The 18,194-nt window shown below is 70.0% G+C and carries 15 protein-coding genes and 1 tRNA gene; 9 read left to right on the top strand and 7 right to left on the bottom strand.

Annotated elements, in window-relative coordinates; genetic code table 11:
* Positions 1-50 precede the first annotated feature (50 nt).
* The gene (locus tag OG607_RS29330; protein ID WP_405729842.1) at positions 51-650 is read right to left on the bottom strand and encodes an acetate uptake transporter; all 600 of its coding nucleotides are present in this window, start codon (positions 648-650) and stop codon (positions 51-53) included.
* 138 nt (positions 651-788) lie between these two features.
* Positions 789-1,310, bottom strand: a complete 522-nt coding sequence (locus OG607_RS29325) for a universal stress protein (RefSeq protein ID WP_405729839.1) — start codon at positions 1,308-1,310, stop codon at positions 789-791.
* A gap of 846 nt (positions 1,311-2,156) precedes the next feature.
* On the opposite strand from OG607_RS29325, the gene OG607_RS29320 reads away from it, so the two are divergent.
* From OG607_RS29320 to OG607_RS29310, 3 genes are all read left to right on the top strand, one after another.
* On the top strand, positions 2,157-3,494 hold the full coding sequence (locus tag OG607_RS29320) for a helix-turn-helix domain-containing protein (protein WP_405737131.1): 1,338 nt from the start codon (positions 2,157-2,159) through the stop codon (positions 3,492-3,494).
* A 5-nt stretch (positions 3,495-3,499) separates the two neighbouring features.
* Positions 3,500-4,102 (top strand): oligoribonuclease, encoded by a 603-nt coding sequence (gene orn, locus OG607_RS29315; RefSeq protein ID WP_405729836.1) that lies wholly within the window; start codon positions 3,500-3,502, stop codon positions 4,100-4,102.
* Between the two features lie 119 nt (positions 4,103-4,221).
* Positions 4,222-4,294 (top strand) — tRNA-His (locus tag OG607_RS29310).
* 45 nt (positions 4,295-4,339) lie between these two features.
* Here the strand turns inward: OG607_RS29310 and OG607_RS29305 are convergent.
* The 3 genes from OG607_RS29305 to OG607_RS29295 form a co-directional block, all read right to left on the bottom strand.
* Entirely contained in the window at positions 4,340-4,810 is a 471-nt protein-coding gene (locus tag OG607_RS29305; protein WP_405729833.1) for a pyridoxamine 5'-phosphate oxidase family protein, read from the bottom strand.
* A 201-nt stretch (positions 4,811-5,011) separates the two neighbouring features.
* Positions 5,012-5,176, bottom strand: coding sequence for a hypothetical protein (locus tag OG607_RS29300; RefSeq protein WP_329317605.1), 165 nt, complete (start codon positions 5,174-5,176; stop codon positions 5,012-5,014).
* A gap of 116 nt (positions 5,177-5,292) precedes the next feature.
* On the bottom strand, positions 5,293-8,205 hold the full coding sequence (locus tag OG607_RS29295) for a glycoside hydrolase family 48 protein (RefSeq protein WP_405729830.1): 2,913 nt from the start codon (positions 8,203-8,205) through the stop codon (positions 5,293-5,295).
* A gap of 245 nt (positions 8,206-8,450) precedes the next feature.
* Between OG607_RS29295 and OG607_RS29290 the strand changes: the two genes are divergently transcribed.
* The gene (locus OG607_RS29290; protein WP_405729827.1) at positions 8,451-9,959 is read left to right on the top strand and encodes a cellulose binding domain-containing protein; all 1,509 of its coding nucleotides are present in this window, start codon (positions 8,451-8,453) and stop codon (positions 9,957-9,959) included.
* A gap of 72 nt (positions 9,960-10,031) precedes the next feature.
* Here OG607_RS29290 and OG607_RS29285 read toward each other — a convergent pair whose 3' ends face one another.
* Complete coding sequence (locus OG607_RS29285; protein WP_405729824.1) at positions 10,032-11,060, bottom strand: LacI family DNA-binding transcriptional regulator; 1,029 nt, start codon at positions 11,058-11,060, stop codon at positions 10,032-10,034.
* A 272-nt stretch (positions 11,061-11,332) separates the two neighbouring features.
* Between OG607_RS29285 and OG607_RS29280 the strand changes: the two genes are divergently transcribed.
* The 4 genes from OG607_RS29280 to OG607_RS29265 all read left to right on the top strand — a co-directional run bounded on the left by OG607_RS29280 (position 11,333) and on the right by OG607_RS29265 (position 16,181).
* On the top strand, positions 11,333-12,685 hold the full coding sequence (locus OG607_RS29280; RefSeq protein WP_405729821.1) for an extracellular solute-binding protein: 1,353 nt from the start codon (positions 11,333-11,335) through the stop codon (positions 12,683-12,685).
* Between the two features lie 5 nt (positions 12,686-12,690).
* Positions 12,691-13,710, top strand: coding sequence for a carbohydrate ABC transporter permease (locus OG607_RS29275; protein ID WP_405729818.1), 1,020 nt, complete (start codon positions 12,691-12,693; stop codon positions 13,708-13,710).
* 11 nt (positions 13,711-13,721) lie between these two features.
* Complete coding sequence (locus tag OG607_RS29270) at positions 13,722-14,585, top strand: carbohydrate ABC transporter permease (RefSeq protein ID WP_405729815.1); 864 nt, start codon at positions 13,722-13,724, stop codon at positions 14,583-14,585.
* Positions 14,586-14,708: 123 nt separating this feature from the next.
* Positions 14,709-16,181, top strand: a complete 1,473-nt coding sequence (locus tag OG607_RS29265; RefSeq protein ID WP_405729812.1) for a glycoside hydrolase family 1 protein — start codon at positions 14,709-14,711, stop codon at positions 16,179-16,181.
* Between the two features lie 74 nt (positions 16,182-16,255).
* On the opposite strand, the gene OG607_RS29260 is transcribed toward OG607_RS29265, so the two are convergent.
* Entirely contained in the window at positions 16,256-17,551 is a 1,296-nt protein-coding gene (locus OG607_RS29260; RefSeq protein WP_405729809.1) for a tetratricopeptide repeat protein, read from the bottom strand.
* A 206-nt stretch (positions 17,552-17,757) separates the two neighbouring features.
* Here OG607_RS29260 and OG607_RS29255 point away from each other — a divergent pair, with 206 nt between their 5' ends.
* Positions 17,758-18,192, top strand: a complete 435-nt coding sequence (locus tag OG607_RS29255; protein WP_405729806.1) for a hypothetical protein — start codon at positions 17,758-17,760, stop codon at positions 18,190-18,192.
* Positions 18,193-18,194 lie beyond the last annotated feature (2 nt).

The following is an 18,194-nucleotide window of genomic DNA, read 5'->3' as shown; positions in this document are numbered from 1 at the left end:
GCCAGAGGCAAGAAGGGGGTCCGGAGCCGTCGGCCCCGGACCCCGGACCGTCACGCCGCGTGCCCGCGGTGCGGCACCGCCAGCCGCCAGCCGTCCGACGGCAGGGCCCGCCGGCCCCAGGTGGCGTTGGTCAGCAGCGCCGTGCCGCCGTACCAGGCGACCGCGCCCGCCGCCACGCCGACCCAGCCCGCGGCCTTGCCCAGGCCGGTGTTCGAGGCGAGGGCGGCGATGCCGAAGAGAGCCAGGGAGACGGTCAGCAGCGCGAAGGCGGTCTGCGCCACGCCGCCCAGCTGCCAGGCGGCCACCGTCAGGCTGAGCGCCAGCAGGGCCCACAGCAGGAAGAACAGCCCCGTGACCTCCTTGCCCGCCGACGCCCCGGACGCGGCGCCCCAGGTGAACCAGAAGGCCCCGAGCGAGGCGAACGCGGTGCCCGCGAAGGCACTGCCCCGGTAGAACTCCCACATTCCGGCGACGAATTGGGTGATGCCGCCGACGTAGAGCGCGAGCCGGGCGGCATCGCCGGCCGCCGTGTTGTCGATCGCGCCGGTGCTGAAGAGGCCGAACGCGAGCAGCGTCAGGCCGAGTGCCAGGTATCCCAGAGGCGTTGCTCCGGCTCCTGCGGTGCGTGCCGTGGAGACGTCGTTGTCCACCGCGGACCCCCTTCGTGTACGAGGGAAGAAACTGCGAAACTGCAGGTGGGATACCCTTCACAAAGGCACAAGCAACCCGCCGCGGCGACATTTCAGCCGCTGTGCACCAAATCGTTATGGCACTACGTCGTCATGACGCTACGGAATGACGATCACGGGCCGCTGCGCGCGCCGTGCGAGCCGTCCGGCCACCGAGCCGAAGATCTTGCCGATGATGCCGTGCGTGCCGCCGACCACGATCGCGTCGGCCTCGTACTCCCGGCCGACCTCCTCCAGTTCGTGGCAGATGTCGCCGCCGCGCTCGACCAGGATCCAGGGCACCTCGGACAGATGGTCGGCGCAGGCCAGCTCAAGGCCCAGCACCTCCGTCCGGTGATCCGGGACGTCCACGAAGACCGGCGGCTCGCAACCGGCCCACACGGTGGCCGGGAGCCGGTTGGCGACGTGCACGATGATCAGCGCGGAGCCCGAGCGCCGGGCCATGCCGATGGCGTACGCCAGGGCGCGCTCGCTGGAGACGGAACCGTCGAAGCCGACCACCACTCCGTGGCGGAAGGCGGGGTCGCAGGACGTGCGCAGCTCAGTAGCCGCCTCGGGTACCGACGCCGGGTCGGCGAGCGGCTTTCCTTCGGCGGGCTCAGGGAGCTCGTAACCGGCCATGATGGTTTTCTCGACGAATCGTCGGTGCCCGGGGGCTCCGATGGGCGGACAACAACGTTTGCGGGGGCCGCGGGACCGGCCGATATGACCGGTAAGGGGCTGCCCTTCCCGCTGACTCCAGAGTACGGCGGTCAAGCACCCGTGCACAGATGTGCCGAGTCCTTCACAGCCACGGCTTACCCCGAAGTTTCCAGGAGAATGCCGGAGTCCGGCGCCGAGCGCAACGCGCCCGCGCCAATCGGACAACTCGTCCTTCAGCGCCCTTCCCGGCCTGTCCGCCTCCGGCCATATCCGGAATCGTCCTCAGCGGGCCGAAAAGGGGTGGGGGCGCACAGGCGCATAGGCCACCTCCTGCGTGTGCGCCGGTGCGCTGACCTGGGGCGCGTGCAGGATTGCCGACATTTTTCAGCCAACTTCTCACCGCAGTACGCCCGTTGGGCACACAACCCCTTCACACCGCCCTCACCAGCAGGGACGCCCTCCCAGGGGGCGCACACCCGTTGTGCGCCTGTGCGAGGAGGGCGAGGCACACTTCCCACCAGGCCTGGCGAGTGGAACGCTTCGTGATCGAATGCTTCACGCCAAGTGGTCATGTCGACATACAGCCAGGTGGTGAACTTGCCACTACAGCCCCAGTGACACAGTAGATTCGATCTTGAGGAAGACGCGGGGGAAGTGACAGTGCAGGACCGAGAGGACGAGACGACCGAGGGGGGCTTGAGCTCCATGAACCAGGAGTCCTGGACCGGCACGGCGGCGGACACCCCGTCGATGGCCGGCATGTCGGCCACCACCGCGCCGTCAGCGCCATCGGTGTCCGCTTCGGCAGGTTCGGCAGGTTCGGCAGTGTCCGCCGCGTCGTCACCGTCCTCCCGGTCAGCCCGCAAGCTCTCCGCGCGCCGCCGCCAGGAAGTCGTCGCGGTGCTGCTGTTCAGCGGCGGGCCGATCTTCGAGAGTTCCATCCCGCTGTCGGTGTTCGGCATCGACCGCCAGGACGCCGGCGTGCCCCGCTACCGCCTCCTGGTCGCGGCCGGCGAGGACGGCCCGCTGCGCACCACCGGCGGCCTGGAACTCACCGCTCCGTACGGCCTGGAAGCGCTCTCGCGGGCCGGCACCGTCGTCGTGCCCGCCTGGCGCTCGATCTCCCAGCCGCCGCCCGTGGAGGCCCTGGACGCGCTGCGCAGGGCCCACGAGGAGGGCGCCAGGATCATCGGCCTGTGCACCGGTGCCTTCGTGCTCGCCGCCGCCGGGCTGCTGGACGGCCGCCCGGCCACCACCCACTGGATGTACGCGCCCACCCTCGCCAAGCGCTACCCGTCGGTCCATGTGGACCCGCGCGAGCTCTTCGTCGACGACGGCGACGTCCTGACCTCGGCCGGCACCGCCGCCGGGATCGATCTGTGCCTGCACGTCGTGCGCACCGACCACGGCGCCGAGGCCGCGAACACCCTGGCCCGCCGCCTGGTGGTGTCACCGCGGCGCGGCAGCGACTGGGGCGGTGGCCCGCAGCGCCATCTGGACCGCTCTTTACCGGAGGAAATCGGCGGGGATCCGCTGGCCGAGGTCGTCGCGTGGGCGCTGGAGCACCTCCACGAGCAGTTCGACGTGGAGACCCTCGCCGCGCGCGCCTACATGAGCCGCCGCACCTTCGACCGGCGTTTCCGCACCCTCACCGGGAGCGCTCCCCTGCAGTGGCTGATCACCCAGCGCGTCCTGCAGGCCCAGCGGCTTCTGGAGACCTCCGACTACTCGGTCGACGAGGTCGCCGGACGCTGCGGCTTCCGCTCGCCCGTCGCCCTGCGCGGTCACTTCCGGCGCCAGCTCGGCTCCTCCCCCGCCTCCTACCGGGCCGCCTACCGGGCCCGCCGCCCGCAGGACGAGACCGAGCCGCCGGCCAAGGAACCCCGCACCCCGGATCCCGCCGGCGGCCCGGGAACGGGCCCCGGAAGCGGACCAGGAAACGGCCCCGGAAGCGGCTCCGGCCCGGTGGGCGCGCCGCGCCGCGGCCACGCCACGGCCATGCCGTCGTCCTCCGGGCTGCCCTCCCAGCCGACGCCCGTGAAGTCCGACAACGACACCTTCACCTCGCGCATCCCCGAGCAGCCCGGACGGCTGCGCGGTGACCGAGACGTACGCGGACGCAACGCGGCTATGCCGGGACCGAGGGATCGCCCCGTAGGCTGATACACATGAACGACCGGATGGTGTGGATCGACTGCGAGATGACCGGCCTCTCCCTGGCGCACGACGCCTTGATCGAGGTGGCCGCCCTCGTGACCGACTCGGAGCTGAACATCCTCGGCGAAGGCGTGGACATCGTGATCCGCCCGCCCGCCGAGGCCCTGGAGACCATGCCCGAGGTCGTACGCGACATGCACACCGCCTCCGGCCTCCTGGAGGAGCTCGACGGCGGCGTGACCCTCGAAGAGGCCGAGAAGCTGGTCCTGGCGTACGTACGCGAGCATGTCGCCGAGCCCCGCAAGGCGCCGCTGTGCGGCAACTCCGTCTCCACCGACCGCGGCTTCCTGGCCCGCGACATGCCCGGCCTGGAGCAGCACCTGCACTACCGCATCGTGGACGTCTCCTCCATCAAGGAGCTGTCCCGCCGCTGGTACCCGCGCGCCTACTTCAACAGCCCCGAGAAGAACGGCAACCACCGGGCGCTGGCCGACATCCGCGAGTCCATCGCCGAGCTGCGCTACTACCGCGAGGCCGTCTTCGTCCCCCAGCCCGGCCCCGACACGGACACCGCCCGCACCATCGCCGCGAAGTACGTCCTGCCTGCGCAATAGCCGGCGAACGGCCGCCGGAACCCGCCCGACGGCCACGCCGAAAGGCGGGAGCGAGCACCCCCTCGGACCCTGTACACTTTTTCTCGGCCGGTACGGAGCAGGAAAAAGTGCCGGACATGGTGGGTGTAGCTCAGCTGGTAGAGCACCTGGTTGTGGTCCAGGATGCCGCGGGTTCGAGTCCCGTCACTCACCCTTGATGAAGGGCCCCGGTCGAATCGACCGGGGCCCTTCCGCGTATCACGTGCGGCGCACGACCCGGATCCCGCGCCCCGGGCGCCAGCTCTCGACCACGAGTTCATCGCTGTCGACCCGGACGCGTACGACCTCGGTGAGCTCGACCCGGAACAGGTGGAAGGGCTCCGGCGGCTTGGCGGCGTCCATGTAACCGGCGACGACCGCGGGATCGGTGACCTCGACGGCGCGCCCGCTCACCCGGACATCGCCGCCGTCCATGGAATCGTCCGGGCCGGGGTTGGCGTGGAGCGCGAAGCGGGGATCCCGCCGCAGATCCAGGGCCTTGCGGGAGCCGTCCATCATGCCGAGCCACAGCTCCCCGAGGCGGAAGTCCGCCTCCAGGCCGGTGACCCTCGGGGAGCCGTCCTCCCGCAAGGTCGCGAGGACATGGTGCCGGTACTTCTCGAAGCGGGCCTGAACGGCGCCCGCGAGGTCGGGTTCGGCGGCCCGGAAGGCCGCCCAGCTGGTGGTCATGGGCTCAGCCTGGACCCGATACCCGACACCTTCGGTCGTACTTGGGGGTGTCTGGCGGATATCCGTGGGGAAGGAGCGGGGTCTGGTGCCTGTGATCGCAAGGCGGAGGAGGGAAGCGACGCGGAGCGTCGTTGACCGACGACAACGCGGCGAGCGCTGGTGCCAGGGCACGCGACGCCACGGAGATCCGCCAGACACCCCCTAGTTGCGGCGCTCCTGAGCGGTACGCCAAATGGCGCGCAGGCGGTCGAGCTCGGCCAGTTCGGCCTGCGACCACGTGCGCCGGTCCGCCACGTACTGCCGTATCGCCTCGTTGGCGGCCTCGGCGGACGGGGTGGTTGGGCGTTCTAAAACGGTTGGAGACATGGTGAAGATTCTATTCGGGGGGTCTGACAGAGGCCCCCGGCAAATGCCCCCGGGGGCCGATGTCACACGTGAGGCTCCTCACTACCCGAAACTCAACTCCCGAAACTCCCCGGGGCTCACTCCCCGAAGAGGTCCCCGTACGAGGCCATGGCCAGCGCGATGTCCGCCTGGGCCCAGAACCGGTGGTACGTGAAGCTCGGCGCCGCGCCCCCGTTGAGGTACGACGTGACCTTGGAGTAGGCCGGGTCGTCCTGGTAGAAGGACCGGATGGAGCCGAAGGTGGACGAGGAGTTGATCGCGTCGCCGTTGGGCATGGTCCCGGTCCAGCCGCTCGGCACGTACACCGCGTCGTCGAAGCGGTTGTAGTCCGTACGCGTCTCGGGGACCGCGATGCCCAGGCTGTCCTGGTAGTTGGACCACATGCCGTCCAGCAGGGCCTTGGCCATCGTCTTGGCGGCCGTGGAGCCGGACTTGGCGGCGTAGTAGGACAGGGTCTTGGCGTAGGCGGCCGTGACGCCGACGTCGTTGGTGTAGTCGGCGACCGTGACATGAAGCGAGGCGTTGGCGCCGGGGCTCGACGCGTTCCAGGTGTCGGGCTGGCCGGACCAGGTCAGGGTCGAGGGGATCAGATAGGTCCCGTCGGGGTTGACGGTGGTCTTGGACATGGCCCAGGTGACCCACTTGTCGAGGATGGTCTTGGCGGCGGCGTTGCCGGTCTGCTGGTAGTACTCGGCGACGCGCTCCATGGACCAGGCCTGCATGCCGAACCACTGGTTGGACGGCGGGTCGTGGTACACCGGCGCCACGTCGTAGTACATGCCGTAGAAGGTCGGCGTGCCGCTGGGCGGGGTGCCGTAGTTGCCCTCCCAGCTGTTGGTGGCGCCGCCCGCGATGCCGCCCTCGCTGCTCTGCAGCCAGCGGTAGAACTCCAGCTGCCTGCCGAGGCTGGTCGTCCAGTCGGACTTGCCGGTGGTGGACTTCGGGGCCATCGCGGTGTCGTTGGTCAGGGCGTACGCGGCCATGGGGTTCTGGTAGCCGAAGTGCGCCGCGCTGTCGCCGATCCGCCAGGCCCAGCCGGCCGAGGAGCTGTTGGCGCCGCCCCAGGCGTAGTACCAGGACAGCAGGTAGTGCTCGCTGTCCTTGCCGGTGCCGGCCGCGCAGGTGCTGGGACCCACGCAGTTGCCGATCTTCTTGAAGTACTTGTCGAAGAACGAGTAGCGCAGATAGTCGCCCATCTTCCCGGCCTTGGCGACGGTCGTGGCGACATCGCTGCCCTTGCCCTGGGCCTTGGCCCAGGTGTCGGCCCAGTACGCGGCCTGGATGGCCCGCGCGTCGGCGTCCGGGGCGTCGGTGTACTTCCACTGCTTGGCGTAGCTGGAGTCCTTGATGAACAGGTCCAGATAGCCGTTGGTGCCGCCGTAGGTGAAGTTGTCGCAGGTCGGCTGGGGCACCGTCTCCCACACCGACTCCTGCGAGCCGCGCTGGAAGGTGTTGATGTACGACGGACCCGAGGCGTTCGGCCCGGCCTCGCAGCCGCCGCCCGGGGTGTCCCCGTATCCGTAGGTGTTGTCCACGTCCTGCAGCCAGTGCATGCCGTAGATGTCCGTGGTCCCGTACGCGGAGGACAGCTCGCCCGCGATCGGGTCGGAGCCCACCGGCACACCGCTCTCGATCTGTGACGGGTAGTCGGACGGCAGCGGATGCTCGGCGGCGTACGTCGCGGGCTTGCTCGCGCTGTAGAAGCTGTTCGTCGGCTGGTCGGCGTGGGTGGGGATCATGTACTGCTCCATGGTCGCCCAGGCCGCGTTGAACTTCGTCCAGTCCTGGGTGACCTTGCCGTACATCGCCTGCAGCCAGATCAGATACGAGTACGCCTCCGAGGTGGTCTCGTGCCCGTAGTCCGGGGCCTCGACGATCAGGGTCTCCACCGAGTGGTACGGAATGCCCTCGGGCGAGAAGTAACCGGAGGCCGGAGCGGTGATCTTCCCGTACAGGTCCAGGAATCTGGCCTGGTAGGCGCTGGACGCCGCCAGCTCGGTCACCGTCACATCGGCCTTCAGATAGCCGGTCGCCGTCGCGCTGAACACCGCAGAGCCGGTGCCGGCGGCATCCGCGGTGACGGTCACCGTCTGCGCCGTGGACCAGTTGGACGGTGTGAAGGTCAGGCTGCTCCCGCCCGTCACCGACAGCCCGGTGTTGCCGGAGCTGCGGGCCACGGCCACCGTCACATTCGCGGACGGCTGCGTGGACAGCGCCACCGCGAAAGTGCCGGTCTTGCCCTGCTGGACGGCGACCTGCGCAGGGCTCGCCACCAGGGACGGCCCGGTGGCGACATGGATGCCCACCGGGGTGGACTCCGCCGACGCGCCCAGGCTGTCGTAGGCCTTGGCGTACAGCGAGTAGTCCCCCGCCGTGACGCCGGCCCAGCTGAAGCTGTACGGGGAGGAGGTGTCCGTCCCCAGCAGCGTGGTGTTGCTGTAGAACTCCACCTTGGAGATCGTCGCCCCGTCCGAGGCCGACGCGGTCGCCGCCAGCGGCACCGTGTCCCCCGCCGTGTAGGTGGCCCCGGCGGCGGGGCTGGTCAGCACGGCGACCGGGGCGGCGTGGGCGCCGGTGCAGGTGGTGCCGTTGACGGCGAAGGAGGTGGGCGCGGCATTGGTGCCGCTGTAGCTGAACTGGGCGCCGGTGGTGACGGCGGCGCCGGCCGCGATCGTCTTGTTCCAGTCCAGGCTGGCGACGGTGACGTTCTTCCCGGACTGCGACCAGGTGCCGCTCCAGCCGTTCGTCAGCGTCTGGTTTCCGGTGTAGGCGTAGGCGAGGGACCAGCCGGAGATGGCGTCGGTGCCCCGGTTGGTGATGGTGAGACTCGCGGTGAAGCCGGAGCCCCAGTCATTGGTCGTGTAGTCGACGCTGCACTGCACGGTCGCGGCCTGTGCGGGGGTCCCGCCCCCGGCGGTCGTGGTGGCGAGGGGCAGCGCGAGCGCGGCGACCCCCACCAGTAACAGTCTTCTCGGTCGTCCTGCGGGCATGCGGAATCTCCTCGGCGGCTCGTGCCGGATGTGTGAGACCTGAGAGATGCTCTGAACCAGTGGGAGCGCTCCCAAGCGTCGAGCAGGACTGACGACTCGTCAAGACCTGAAACAAAGAGCCCACTTCGTCCACAAGTCCTGAACTCCCGTCAGCGCTCTATCCTCGTCCGCCACTTGGCGCTATGGTCTGCCGCGAACCAGTGGGAGCGCGCCCATGATTACCCCCCACCCCTGAGGAGTCGCACATGCGACGACCACCGCGCACCACAGCCCTCGCCTCGGCCGCCGTCCTCGTCCTCGCCGGCGGCGTGGCCCTGCTCCCCTCCGTCACCGCCTCCGCCGCGACCGCCTGCGCCGTCGGCTACTCGGTGACGAGCCAGTGGAGCACCGGATTCCAAGGCAACGTTGTCATCACCAACAACAGCGCCGCGACCAGCACCTGGACCCTCACCTTCGACTTCCCCGGCACCCAGAAGGTCACCCAGGGCTGGAGCGGCAAGTGGTCGCAGTCCGGCGCGAGCGTGACGGTCGTCAACGAGAGCTGGAACGGCGCGATCGCCACCGGCGGCAGCGTCACGGCCGGGTTCCTGGCCGACTGGTCGGGCTCGAATCCGGCACCGACCGCCTTCAAGCTCAACGGCGTCGCCTGCAACACCGACTCGTCACCGTCGCCCACCACAACACCCACCACAACACCGACGACCACGCCCACGGCGACGCCGACGACCACCACCCCCGCCACCGCCGCGCCCAAGCTCCACGTCTCCGGCAACAAGATCGTTGACGCGTCCGGCGCCGAGCACCTCCTCCACGGGGTGAACCGTTCCGGCACCGAGTTCATGTGCGTGCAGGGCTACGGCATCTTCGACGGCACCGTGGACGACGCCGCCATCGCCGCCATGCTCACCTGGAACATCGACACCGTCCGCATCCCCCTCAACGAGGAGTGCTGGCTCGGCCTGTCCAACATCAACAGCGCCTACCGCGGCACCGCCTACATCGACGCGATCAAGGACTACGCGACCCGCCTCGAAGCGCACGGCATCACGCCCGTCCTCGAACTCCACTGGAGCCACGGCCAGTACACCGGCAACTCCGCCGGCTGCTCGGACCTCTACGCCTCCTGCCAGAAGCCGATGCCCGACACCGAGTACACGCCGTCCTTCTGGACCTCGGTCGCCAACACCTTCAAGTCCGACCAGTCCGTGGTCTTCGACCTCTTCAACGAGCCCTATCCCGACCGCGCCACCTCCACCCTCACCCAGGCCTGGACCTGCTGGCGCGACGGCGGCACCTGCCCCGGCATCGGCTACTCCGTGGCAGGCATGCAGACCCTGGTCAACGCGGTGCGCGGCACCGGCGCGCAGAACGTGATCCTCCTGGGCGGCCTCGCCTACTCCAACGACCTCGGCCAGTGGCTCGCGTACAAGCCCACCGACTCCACGGGGAACCTCGCCGCCGCCGTCCACGTCTACAACTTCAACACATGCGGCTCCAGCTCCTGCTGGGACAGCACCCTCGCCCCCGTCCTCGCCCAGGTCCCCCTGGTCGCGGGCGAGATCGGCGAGAACACGTGCGGGCACGCCTTCATCGACCAGTTCATGGCCTGGCTGGACGCCCATGACTCGTCGTATCTCGGCTGGACCTGGAACACGTGGGACTGCTCCTCGGGGCCGTCGCTCATCAGCGCGTACGACGGTACGGCCACGGCGTACGGCGCCGGGCTGAAGGCACACCTGCTCTCGCTGGGCTGAGCGACTTCGGCGGCCCTACGGCTGCCGACGGTCACAACCCGCCGGCAGCCGGACGGCCCCCGTACCCCGCCCCTACGCCGACTCCCTGCGCACCAGCTCCGTCGCGAGCACCACATGCCGCCGCGTGACGGTCCGCGCCGCGATCTCCTCCAGCAGCACCCGCGCCATCGTCCGCCCCATCTCCTCCGTCGGCTGCCGCACCGACGTCAGCTGCGGATCGGTGTGCCGGCAGATCGCCGAGTCCTCGAAGCCCACCAGCGCCACGTCGTCCGGCACTCGCCGCCCCGCTTCCCGCAGCACCTGCAGCGCACCGCCGGCCATGACGTCGGACGCCGCGAAGACCGCGTCCACATCGGGCCGCCGGGCCAGCAGCGCCCGCATCGCGGCCCGCGCGCCCTCCTCGGTGAAGTCGGCGCGGCCGACGAGCGCCTCGTCGAACCCGGCCCCGGCCGCCTCGACGGCCTGCCGGTAGCCGTCGAGACGGCAGCGGGCGACGTACATGTCGGCGGGGCCGGTGATCGTCGCGACGGCGCGACGGCCGAGCCCGAGCAGATGCGCGACAGCGGACCGGGCACCGCCCACGTTGTCGGCGTCGACATACGAAACGGACTCCAGATCGGACCGCCGCCCGTTCAGGACGGCGGGCATCTCCAGCTGCTCCAGCAGATCGGGCAGCGGATCGTCCTCGTGCACGGAGACGAGCAGCACGCCGTCCACGCGGTGCGCGCTCAGGTACTGGGCGAAGCGCTGACGCTCCTTGGGCGTCCGTATGAGTGTCAGCAGCAGCTGCATGTCGGTATCGGCCAGTTCCGCGCCCACTCCCCGGATGATGTCGGAGAAGTACGGCTCCGCGAAGAGCCTCGTCTCCGGCTCGGGGATGACCAGCGCGATCGCGTCCGTCCGGTTCCCGGCCAGCGCGCGCGCAGCCCGGTTCGGTACGTATCCCAGCTCGGCGATGGCGGCCTCGACGGCCGTCTTCGCCCGGTCGCTCACCCTCGGCGACCCGTTGATCACGCGGGACACGGTGCCGCGGCCGACGCCGGCCCGTGCGGCGACCTCCTCCAGGGTCGGCCTACCGCTGTGCCGTCCGCTCACCGCCATGGCGGCCTCCCAATCACAAAGCCCCTCATGTGGCCCCCCATGTGGAACCCAAGTGGAACTGAAGTGGCTCCCGTCGCCCCCGGAAGCGGAAGCAATGGGTCATCAATCACGACGTGGTAACTGCGCCAACTTAGAGCGTCGCCTCCCTTGACACCCCACCGGGGAACCGCGACTCTTCAAGACATCACGCATGGGAGCGCTCCCACAGTACCCAACGCATACAGATCCCGCACTCTCCATCACGTACACGGACGTACCCGGAGGACCGAGAAATGGGCACGACAAGGAAGTCGTTCCGGCCACGTGGCCGGACCGCCGCAGTGGCTCTGGCGGCAATCGCCGCGATGGGGGCGAGCCTGCTCGCCGGATGTTCCAGCGACAGCGACACCGCCAGCCCGGGGGCATCGGGCAGCGGAAGCGGCAACGGCGGGGGCAAGACGACACTCACCGTCGGCACCTTCGGCGTCTTCGGCTACAAGCAGGCCGGGCTGTACGACGAGTACCAGAAGCTGCATCCGAACATCACGATCAAGGAAAACGTGATCGAGCGGAACGACACGTACTACCCCCAGCTGCTGACCCACCTCGCGGCCGGCAGCGGCCTGAGCGACATCCAGGCCATAGAGGTCGGCAACATCAACGAGGTCGTGACGACCCAGGCGGCGAAGTTCGAGGACCTCTCGAAGGCGCCCGGCGTGACGAAGTCGAACTTCCTCGACTGGAAGTGGGCGCAGGCGACGACCGCCGACAACAAGACCATCGGCCTCGGCACCGACATCGGCCCGATGGCGATCTGCTACCGCACGGACCTGTTCAAGAAGGCCGGGCTGCCGACCGACCGCACGAAGGTCGGCGCGCTGTGGGCGGGCGACTGGTCGAAGTACATCGACGCGGGCAAGACGTACAAGAGGAACGCGCCCGCGGGCACGACCTTCACCGACTCGGCGGCCGGCCTCTACCAGGCGGTGAGCAACAGCTACTCCGAGCGCTACTACGACAGCAGCGGCAAGGTCATCTACAAGACCAGCTCCGGTGTGAAGACCGCCTGGAACCTGGCCATGGAGGCGGCGACCGGCGGACTGACCGGCAAGCTGAAGCTCTTCGACAAGGCCTGGGACCAGGCCTTCGCCAACGCGAAGTTCGCCGCCCTGCCGTGCCCGGCCTGGATGCTCGGCTACATCCAGGAGAAGGCCGGCGCCGCCGGCAAGGGCAAGTGGGACGTCGCCGCCGCGCCGAAGTCCGCCAACTGGGGCGGCGCCTTCGTCGGCGTGCCGTCGGCCGGCAAGAACAAGGCCGAGGCGATCAAGCTCGCCGCGTGGCTGACCGCGCCCGAGCAGCAGGCCAAGGTCTTCGCCAAGCAGGCCAGCTTCCCGAGCGCCGTGGGCGCGTACGATCTGCCCGCAGTGAAGGACGCCAAGCACGCCTACTTCAACAACGCCCCGATCGGTGAGATCTTCGCAGCGGCGGCAAAGGGCATCCCGACCCTGGTGATCGGGCCCAAGGACCAGCAGATCTACACGGCCATCACCGATGTCGGCATCCTGCAGGTCGAGCAGCAGGGCAAGACCCCGGCACAGGGCTGGTCTGCCGCCGAAAAGGAAATCGACAACGCACTGGATCAGTGACCCACATGGCTTCGGATCTCACCGCAGCGCCGACCGCGTCCCCCGATAAGGGGGGCGCGGCCCCGCGCGACCACGCAGAGCAGGCCCGCCTGGACCGGGACGGCCGGCGCCGGAAGTGGCGCAGCCGCTTCTACCGCTGGGACGTCAAGGGCAGCCCTTACGCGTTCGTGTCGCCCTTCTTCCTCTTCTTCGCCGCCTTCGGGCTCTTCCCGCTGATCTACACCGCCTGGAACTCCTTCTACCGGGTGGAGCTGACCAACCTCGACGCGCGCGAGTTCGTCGGCTGGCACAACTACACCCGGCTGATCCAGGACGAGTTCTTCTGGAACGCCCTGAAGAACACCTTCACCATCGGCCTGATCTCCACCGTCCCGCAGCTGCTCATGGCACTGGGCCTGGCCCACCTCCTCAACTACAAGCTGCGCGGCTCGACCTTCTTCCGGGTCGCGATGCTCGTCCCGTACGCGACCTCCGTGGCCGCCGCGACACTGGTCTTCACGCTGATGTTCGGCACCGACTACGGCATGATCAACTGGGCGCTGGAGCACATCGGCTTCAGCCACCACATCGACTGGCGGGCCGGCACCTGGTCCTCGCAGATCGCGGTCTCCTCGATCGTGATCTGGCGCTGGACCGGCTACAACACGCTGATCTATCTGGCCGCGATGCAGGCCGTGCCGCCCGATCTGTACGAGTCCGCCGCGCTGGACGGCGCCTCGCGCTGGCAGCAGTTCCGGCACGTCACGGTGCCGATGCTGCGGCCGACGATACTGTTCACGGTCGTGGTCTCGACGATCGGCGCGACCCAGCTCTTCGGCGAGCCCTATCTCTTCGGCGGCACCGGCGGTGAGAAGGGCGGCTCCGCCCACCAGTTCCAGACGCTGGGCCTTTATCTGTACGAGCAGGGCTGGACCAATTACCACCTGGGGCGGGCCTCGGCCATCGCCTGGGCGATGTTCCTGCTTCTGCTGCTGATCGCCGCCGTCAACGGGCTGCTCGCCCGCTGGCTGCGCAAGAGCCAGTGAGGGTCCTCCGTATGGCTGTCATTCCTTCCACCCGACGCGTACGGACCAAGGCCGGCAAGCAGCTGCACGCCGGGCCCTTCGCGTACGGCGTACTGATCCTGTTCACCGCGATCTCGCTCTTCCCCCTCATCTGGACGGCGATCGCCGCCTCCCGCACCAGCGGCCGGCTGTCGCAGACCCCGCCCCCGTTCTGGTTCGGCGGGAATCTGGCCAAGAACCTCGGGACCGCCTGGACCGATGCCAACCTCAGCACGGCGCTGCTCAACTCGGCGATCGTGGCGGGCAGCATCACCATCGGCACGGTGCTGTTCTCGACCATCGCCGGCTTCGCCTTCGCCAAGCTGCGGTTCCGCTTCAAGACCTTCCTGCTGATGCTGGTGATCGCCACGATGATGGTGCCGCCGCAGCTCAGCGTCGTGCCGCTGTTCCTGTGGATCGCCAAGCTGGACTGGACGAACCATCTGCAGGCCGTCGTGCTGCCGACCTTCGTCAGCGCCTTCGGGGTGTTCTTCATGCGGCAGTACCTGGAACAGGCGCTGCCGACCGAGCTGATCGAGGCCGCGCGGGTCGACGGCGCGAGCAGCATGCGGATCGTCTGGCATGTCGTCTTCCCTGTGGCACGGCCCGCGATGGCGGTGCTCGGGATGCTGACCTTCGTCTTCGCCTGGAACGACTTCTTCTGGCCGATCATCGCGCTGACCCAGGAGAATCCGACCGTGCAGGTGGCTCTGACGAGCCTGGCCCAGGGCTATGTCCCGGACGAGGCGGTCGTGATGGCGGGCGCGCTGCTCGGGACGCTGCCGCTGCTGCTGGTGTTCATCGTGTTCGGCAAGCAGATCGTCGGCGGCATCATGCAGGGGGCCGTCAAGGGCTAGGCACAGGCCCTGGCGCCCGACCGAGAACATCTCCCCACACACCTTGCCCACCAGAGGGCTGCACCCTCTGGACCCCCCGTCCCCAAACGCCGGACGGGCTGAAATCGATGGGAGCGCTCCCGTATGACTGCGTCCGACACCCGGCCGGCCACCCCCACCACTGCCGCCACCGGCACCGCCGCCACCAGCCGTCAGTTCCCGCCAGGCTTTCTGTGGGGCGCGGCCACCGCCGCGTACCAGATCGAGGGCGCGGCGGCCGAGGACGGGCGCACCCCGTCGATCTGGGACACGTTCAGCCGTACGCCCGGAAAAGTCTTCGAGGGCCATACGGGAGATGTGGCCGTCGATCACTACCATCGCTTCCGCGACGACGTGCGGCTCATGGCGGACCTCGGACTGAGCGCCTACCGGTTCTCGGTCTCCTGGCCGCGGGTGCAGCCGACCGGGCGCGGCCCGGCCGTGCAGCGGGGCCTGGACTTCTACCGGGCGCTGGTCGACGAGCTGCTGGAGCACGGCATCAAGCCCTCCGTGACGCTCTACCACTGGGACCTCCCGCAGGAGCTGGAGGACGCGGGCGGCTGGCCGCAGCGGGAGACCGCGGAGCGGTTCGGGGAGTACGCGCGGATCGTCGGGGAGGCGCTGGGCGACCGGGTGGAGAGCTGGATCACTCTCAACGAGCCGTGGTGCAGCGCTTTTCTGGGGTACGGGTCCGGGGTGCACGCCCCGGGCCGCACGGAGCCGGTGGCGGCGCTGCGCGCGGCGCACCACCTCAACCTCGCCCACGCCCGGGGCATGGCCGCCCTGCGCGACACCCTGCCGGCCCGGGCACAGCTGGCCGTCACGCTCAACCTCCACCAGATCCGCCCCCTGGCCGACACTCCCGAGGACCGGGACGCGGCACGGCGGATCGACGCGGTCGGCAACCGCGTCTTCACCGGGCCGCTGATCAAGGGCGCGTACCCGCAGGATCTGCTCAAGGACACCGAGCGCCTCACCGACTGGTCCTTCGTACGCGACGGCGACCTCGCGGCCATGGCCCGTCACCCCCTCGATCTGCTCGGCATCAACTACTACTCACCCACAGTGGTATCAGCCGCCACTGACAGTGACCCCGCCAACGCCCGCAACGACGGCCACGGCGCCAGCGACCACTCCCCGTGGCCGGCGGCGGAGGATGTGGCGTTCCACCAGGCCGACGGCCCGCGCACCGCCATGGGCTGGTCCGTCGACGCGACCGGGCTGCACGACCTGCTGCTGCGCTGCACCCGCGACTTCCCCGGCCTGCCGCTGCTGATCACCGAGAACGGCGCGGCCTACGAGGACGCGCCGGGGCCCGACGGCTCGGTCCACGACCCCGAGCGCATCGCCTACCTGCAGAGCCACCTCGACGCAGCGGGCAGGGCGATGGACAACGGCGCCGATCTGCGCGGCTACTTCCTGTGGTCCCTGATGGACAACTACGAGTGGGCGTACGGGTACAGCAAGCGCTTCGGCGCGGTCTACGTCGACTACGAGACCCAGGCCCGCACCCCCAAGTCCAGCGCCCGCTGGTACGCGGAGGTCGCCCGGACGGGTGAACTTCCGGCGGCCGAATAGACGCGGTGCGGCGCGGTGGAACGAGGGTGCCGCCGCGCCGCACCGTCACCAGCGATGTCACCGACGGCAACCGCTCACCACGACCCGCGCAGCAGGAAATCGGCGACCGCCGCCTCCCGCCGGTACGGCCGCAGGCCCCGCGCCGCTCCGTCGAGCATGGAGCGGATCCGGGTGGAGTGCACCCGGCTGCCCAGCAGGTCCAGGACCCGGCCGCCGGCCGCCGCGGCTTCGTCCGGGCGGCCGGCGGCGGCCAGGTCGCCGGTCAGCTGGGCGCCGTAGAGCGCGGTGTTGCGGGCGAAGTGCGGGTCCTGCAGGCCGACGGCGCGGCGGGCCTGCTCGGCGGCCCGGCGGTGGTCGCCGAGGGCGGCCCAGGACTGGGCTTCGAGGCCGGCGAGTTCGGCCTCGCCGAAGAAGGACATCCACTCGGGGTCGGCGTCGCAGGGCCCGCGCCCGAACAGCGACTGGGCGCGGGAAAGGGCCTGTTCGCAGGCCCTGCGGTCACCGAGCCCGGCCCGGCCGCCGGCCTCGCGCAGCGCGAGCAGCGACATCAGCCGGGCCGATCCGAGCCGCCGGGCGGCGTGCTGGGCGGCCTGCGCCGCGCGCACCGCCTCGCGCGGGTGGCCGGCGTCGCGGGCGAGGAAGGCGGCGTTGCAGAAGGCATGCGCCTCCAGGGCCGCGTCGGCGGCCATCCGGGCGGTGGCCAGGGCCTCTGCGTAGTACGAGCGCGCGTCGCCGAAGCGGCCCGAGTCGTGGGCCAGCCAGCCGACGGAGATGGCCAGTTCGCCCGCCCCGGCGTGCAGCCCGTCGGCGACGGACTGGCTGTAGGAGCCCTCGTCCAGCAGCCGGTACGCGGTGCGCAGCGACTGGCCCGCCTGGCGGTACAGGCCGTCGGCGCCGTGCCGGTCGTCGTGCAGCCGGATCCTGCGGACGGCCTCCTCGACTGCGTGCACGTCGCTCGCGCCGACCCTGCGCCCGGACTTCTCGGGGCGCATCGCCACGGTGGTTACCACGGCGGCCGGGCCGCCCGTCATGAACACGCGGCGCAGCACGTCGCTCTCCTCATCGGTGTCGCTGAACTCGTACGCCGGCTGGCCACCGGCACCGCCGCCACGCCGCCCCCGGACCGCCTCACGCGGCTCGAAGCCCAGGTCACCGAGCGTGCGTCCGGGGAACATGTGCCGGAACACCCGCTCGTAGGCGTAGTTGGGGCATCTGATCTCCCCGGACTCCACGCGGCCCACGTACCGTGCGTCGCAGCTGACCTGTTCGCCGATCTCGCGCGCCGCCCGGCGGACGGCGGCGGCGAACTCTCCGGGGGAGAGCACGCCGCGCAGTTGGCGGAAGGCGATATTCGGTGACGGTGACGCCATGGCGGCGAAGGTACCGGCTGTTACCGCGCGATTACCGGGCCATTACCGGGAGTTTGGCTACAAAAGGGAGATATCACCTCGGTTTCGCCATGAAACGCCACCCCTTGCGGCGTTAGGAGGGCGTAGCCGTTGACGGGGCGGCGCGTTGAACAGGGTGCAGCGGGGATGTGGATTTATGCGTGGTCCGGCTCCGAGGAGGATGTGCCGTGTTGGACACCAGCAGGTGGAACACCAGCGGGTTGGACACCAGCAGGTCGAGGTCGGCTCCGGGCGAGGACCGCAGCGCGCCGCCACCCGGTGAACCCGAGCCCTGCGACCTGGTCACCGTCCCCACCCGCCAGGGCCTCGAGGCGGTGGACATCCTGCGCCTGCGCACCGGCGTCGGCCCCGTCCTGCACGACAGCTCGGGCGACAGCCTCGGCTTCCTCGTCCCCCCGGGCACGGCGGACGGCTGGGACCTGCCCGGCTCCGCCTGTACGCAGACCAACGGGCGCGGGCTGTCCCTGGCGGGCGAGCCGCCGGTCGCCGGCACGGGCTGGCTGGTGCCGCCGCGCACCGACACCCCGGTCACCGACCCGGCCGTCCTGCGCGCGGCGCTCGGCGAGGCCGCGCGCACGATCGAGCTGGTCGACGGCCTGTAGGC

This window comes from Streptomyces sp. NBC_01537, from assembly GCF_045040445.1.
GTDB lineage: Bacteria > Actinomycetota > Actinomycetes > Streptomycetales > Streptomycetaceae > Actinacidiphila.
Note: the sequence above shows the minus strand (reverse complement) of the source record. Positions and strands in the feature narration are given on the sequence as shown.

What these genes read in the sequence shown, in the direction of transcription:
- OG607_RS29270 (WP_405729815.1), top strand. Translation starts at nt 13,722, where the DNA reads ATGGCTGTCATTCCTTCCACCCGACGCGTACGGACCAAGGCCGGCAAG.
- OG607_RS29300 (WP_329317605.1), bottom strand. Translation starts at nt 5,176, where the DNA reads ATGTCTCCAACCGTTTTAGAACGCCCAACCACCCCGTCCGCCGAGGCC.
- OG607_RS29275 (WP_405729818.1), top strand. Translation starts at nt 12,691, where the DNA reads ATGGCTTCGGATCTCACCGCAGCGCCGACCGCGTCCCCCGATAAGGGG.
- OG607_RS29260 (WP_405729809.1), bottom strand. Translation starts at nt 17,551, where the DNA reads ATGGCGTCACCGTCACCGAATATCGCCTTCCGCCAACTGCGCGGCGTG.
- OG607_RS29305 (WP_405729833.1), bottom strand. Translation starts at nt 4,810, where the DNA reads ATGACCACCAGCTGGGCGGCCTTCCGGGCCGCCGAACCCGACCTCGCG.
- OG607_RS29265 (WP_405729812.1), top strand. Translation starts at nt 14,709, where the DNA reads ATGACTGCGTCCGACACCCGGCCGGCCACCCCCACCACTGCCGCCACC.
- OG607_RS29325 (WP_405729839.1), bottom strand. Translation starts at nt 1,310, where the DNA reads ATGGCCGGTTACGAGCTCCCTGAGCCCGCCGAAGGAAAGCCGCTCGCC.
- OG607_RS29295 (WP_405729830.1), bottom strand. Translation starts at nt 8,205, where the DNA reads ATGCCCGCAGGACGACCGAGAAGACTGTTACTGGTGGGGGTCGCCGCG.
- orn (WP_405729836.1), top strand. Translation starts at nt 3,500, where the DNA reads ATGAACGACCGGATGGTGTGGATCGACTGCGAGATGACCGGCCTCTCC.
- OG607_RS29285 (WP_405729824.1), bottom strand. Translation starts at nt 11,060, where the DNA reads ATGGCGGTGAGCGGACGGCACAGCGGTAGGCCGACCCTGGAGGAGGTC.
- OG607_RS29290 (WP_405729827.1), top strand. Translation starts at nt 8,451, where the DNA reads ATGCGACGACCACCGCGCACCACAGCCCTCGCCTCGGCCGCCGTCCTC.
- OG607_RS29280 (WP_405729821.1), top strand. Translation starts at nt 11,333, where the DNA reads ATGGGCACGACAAGGAAGTCGTTCCGGCCACGTGGCCGGACCGCCGCA.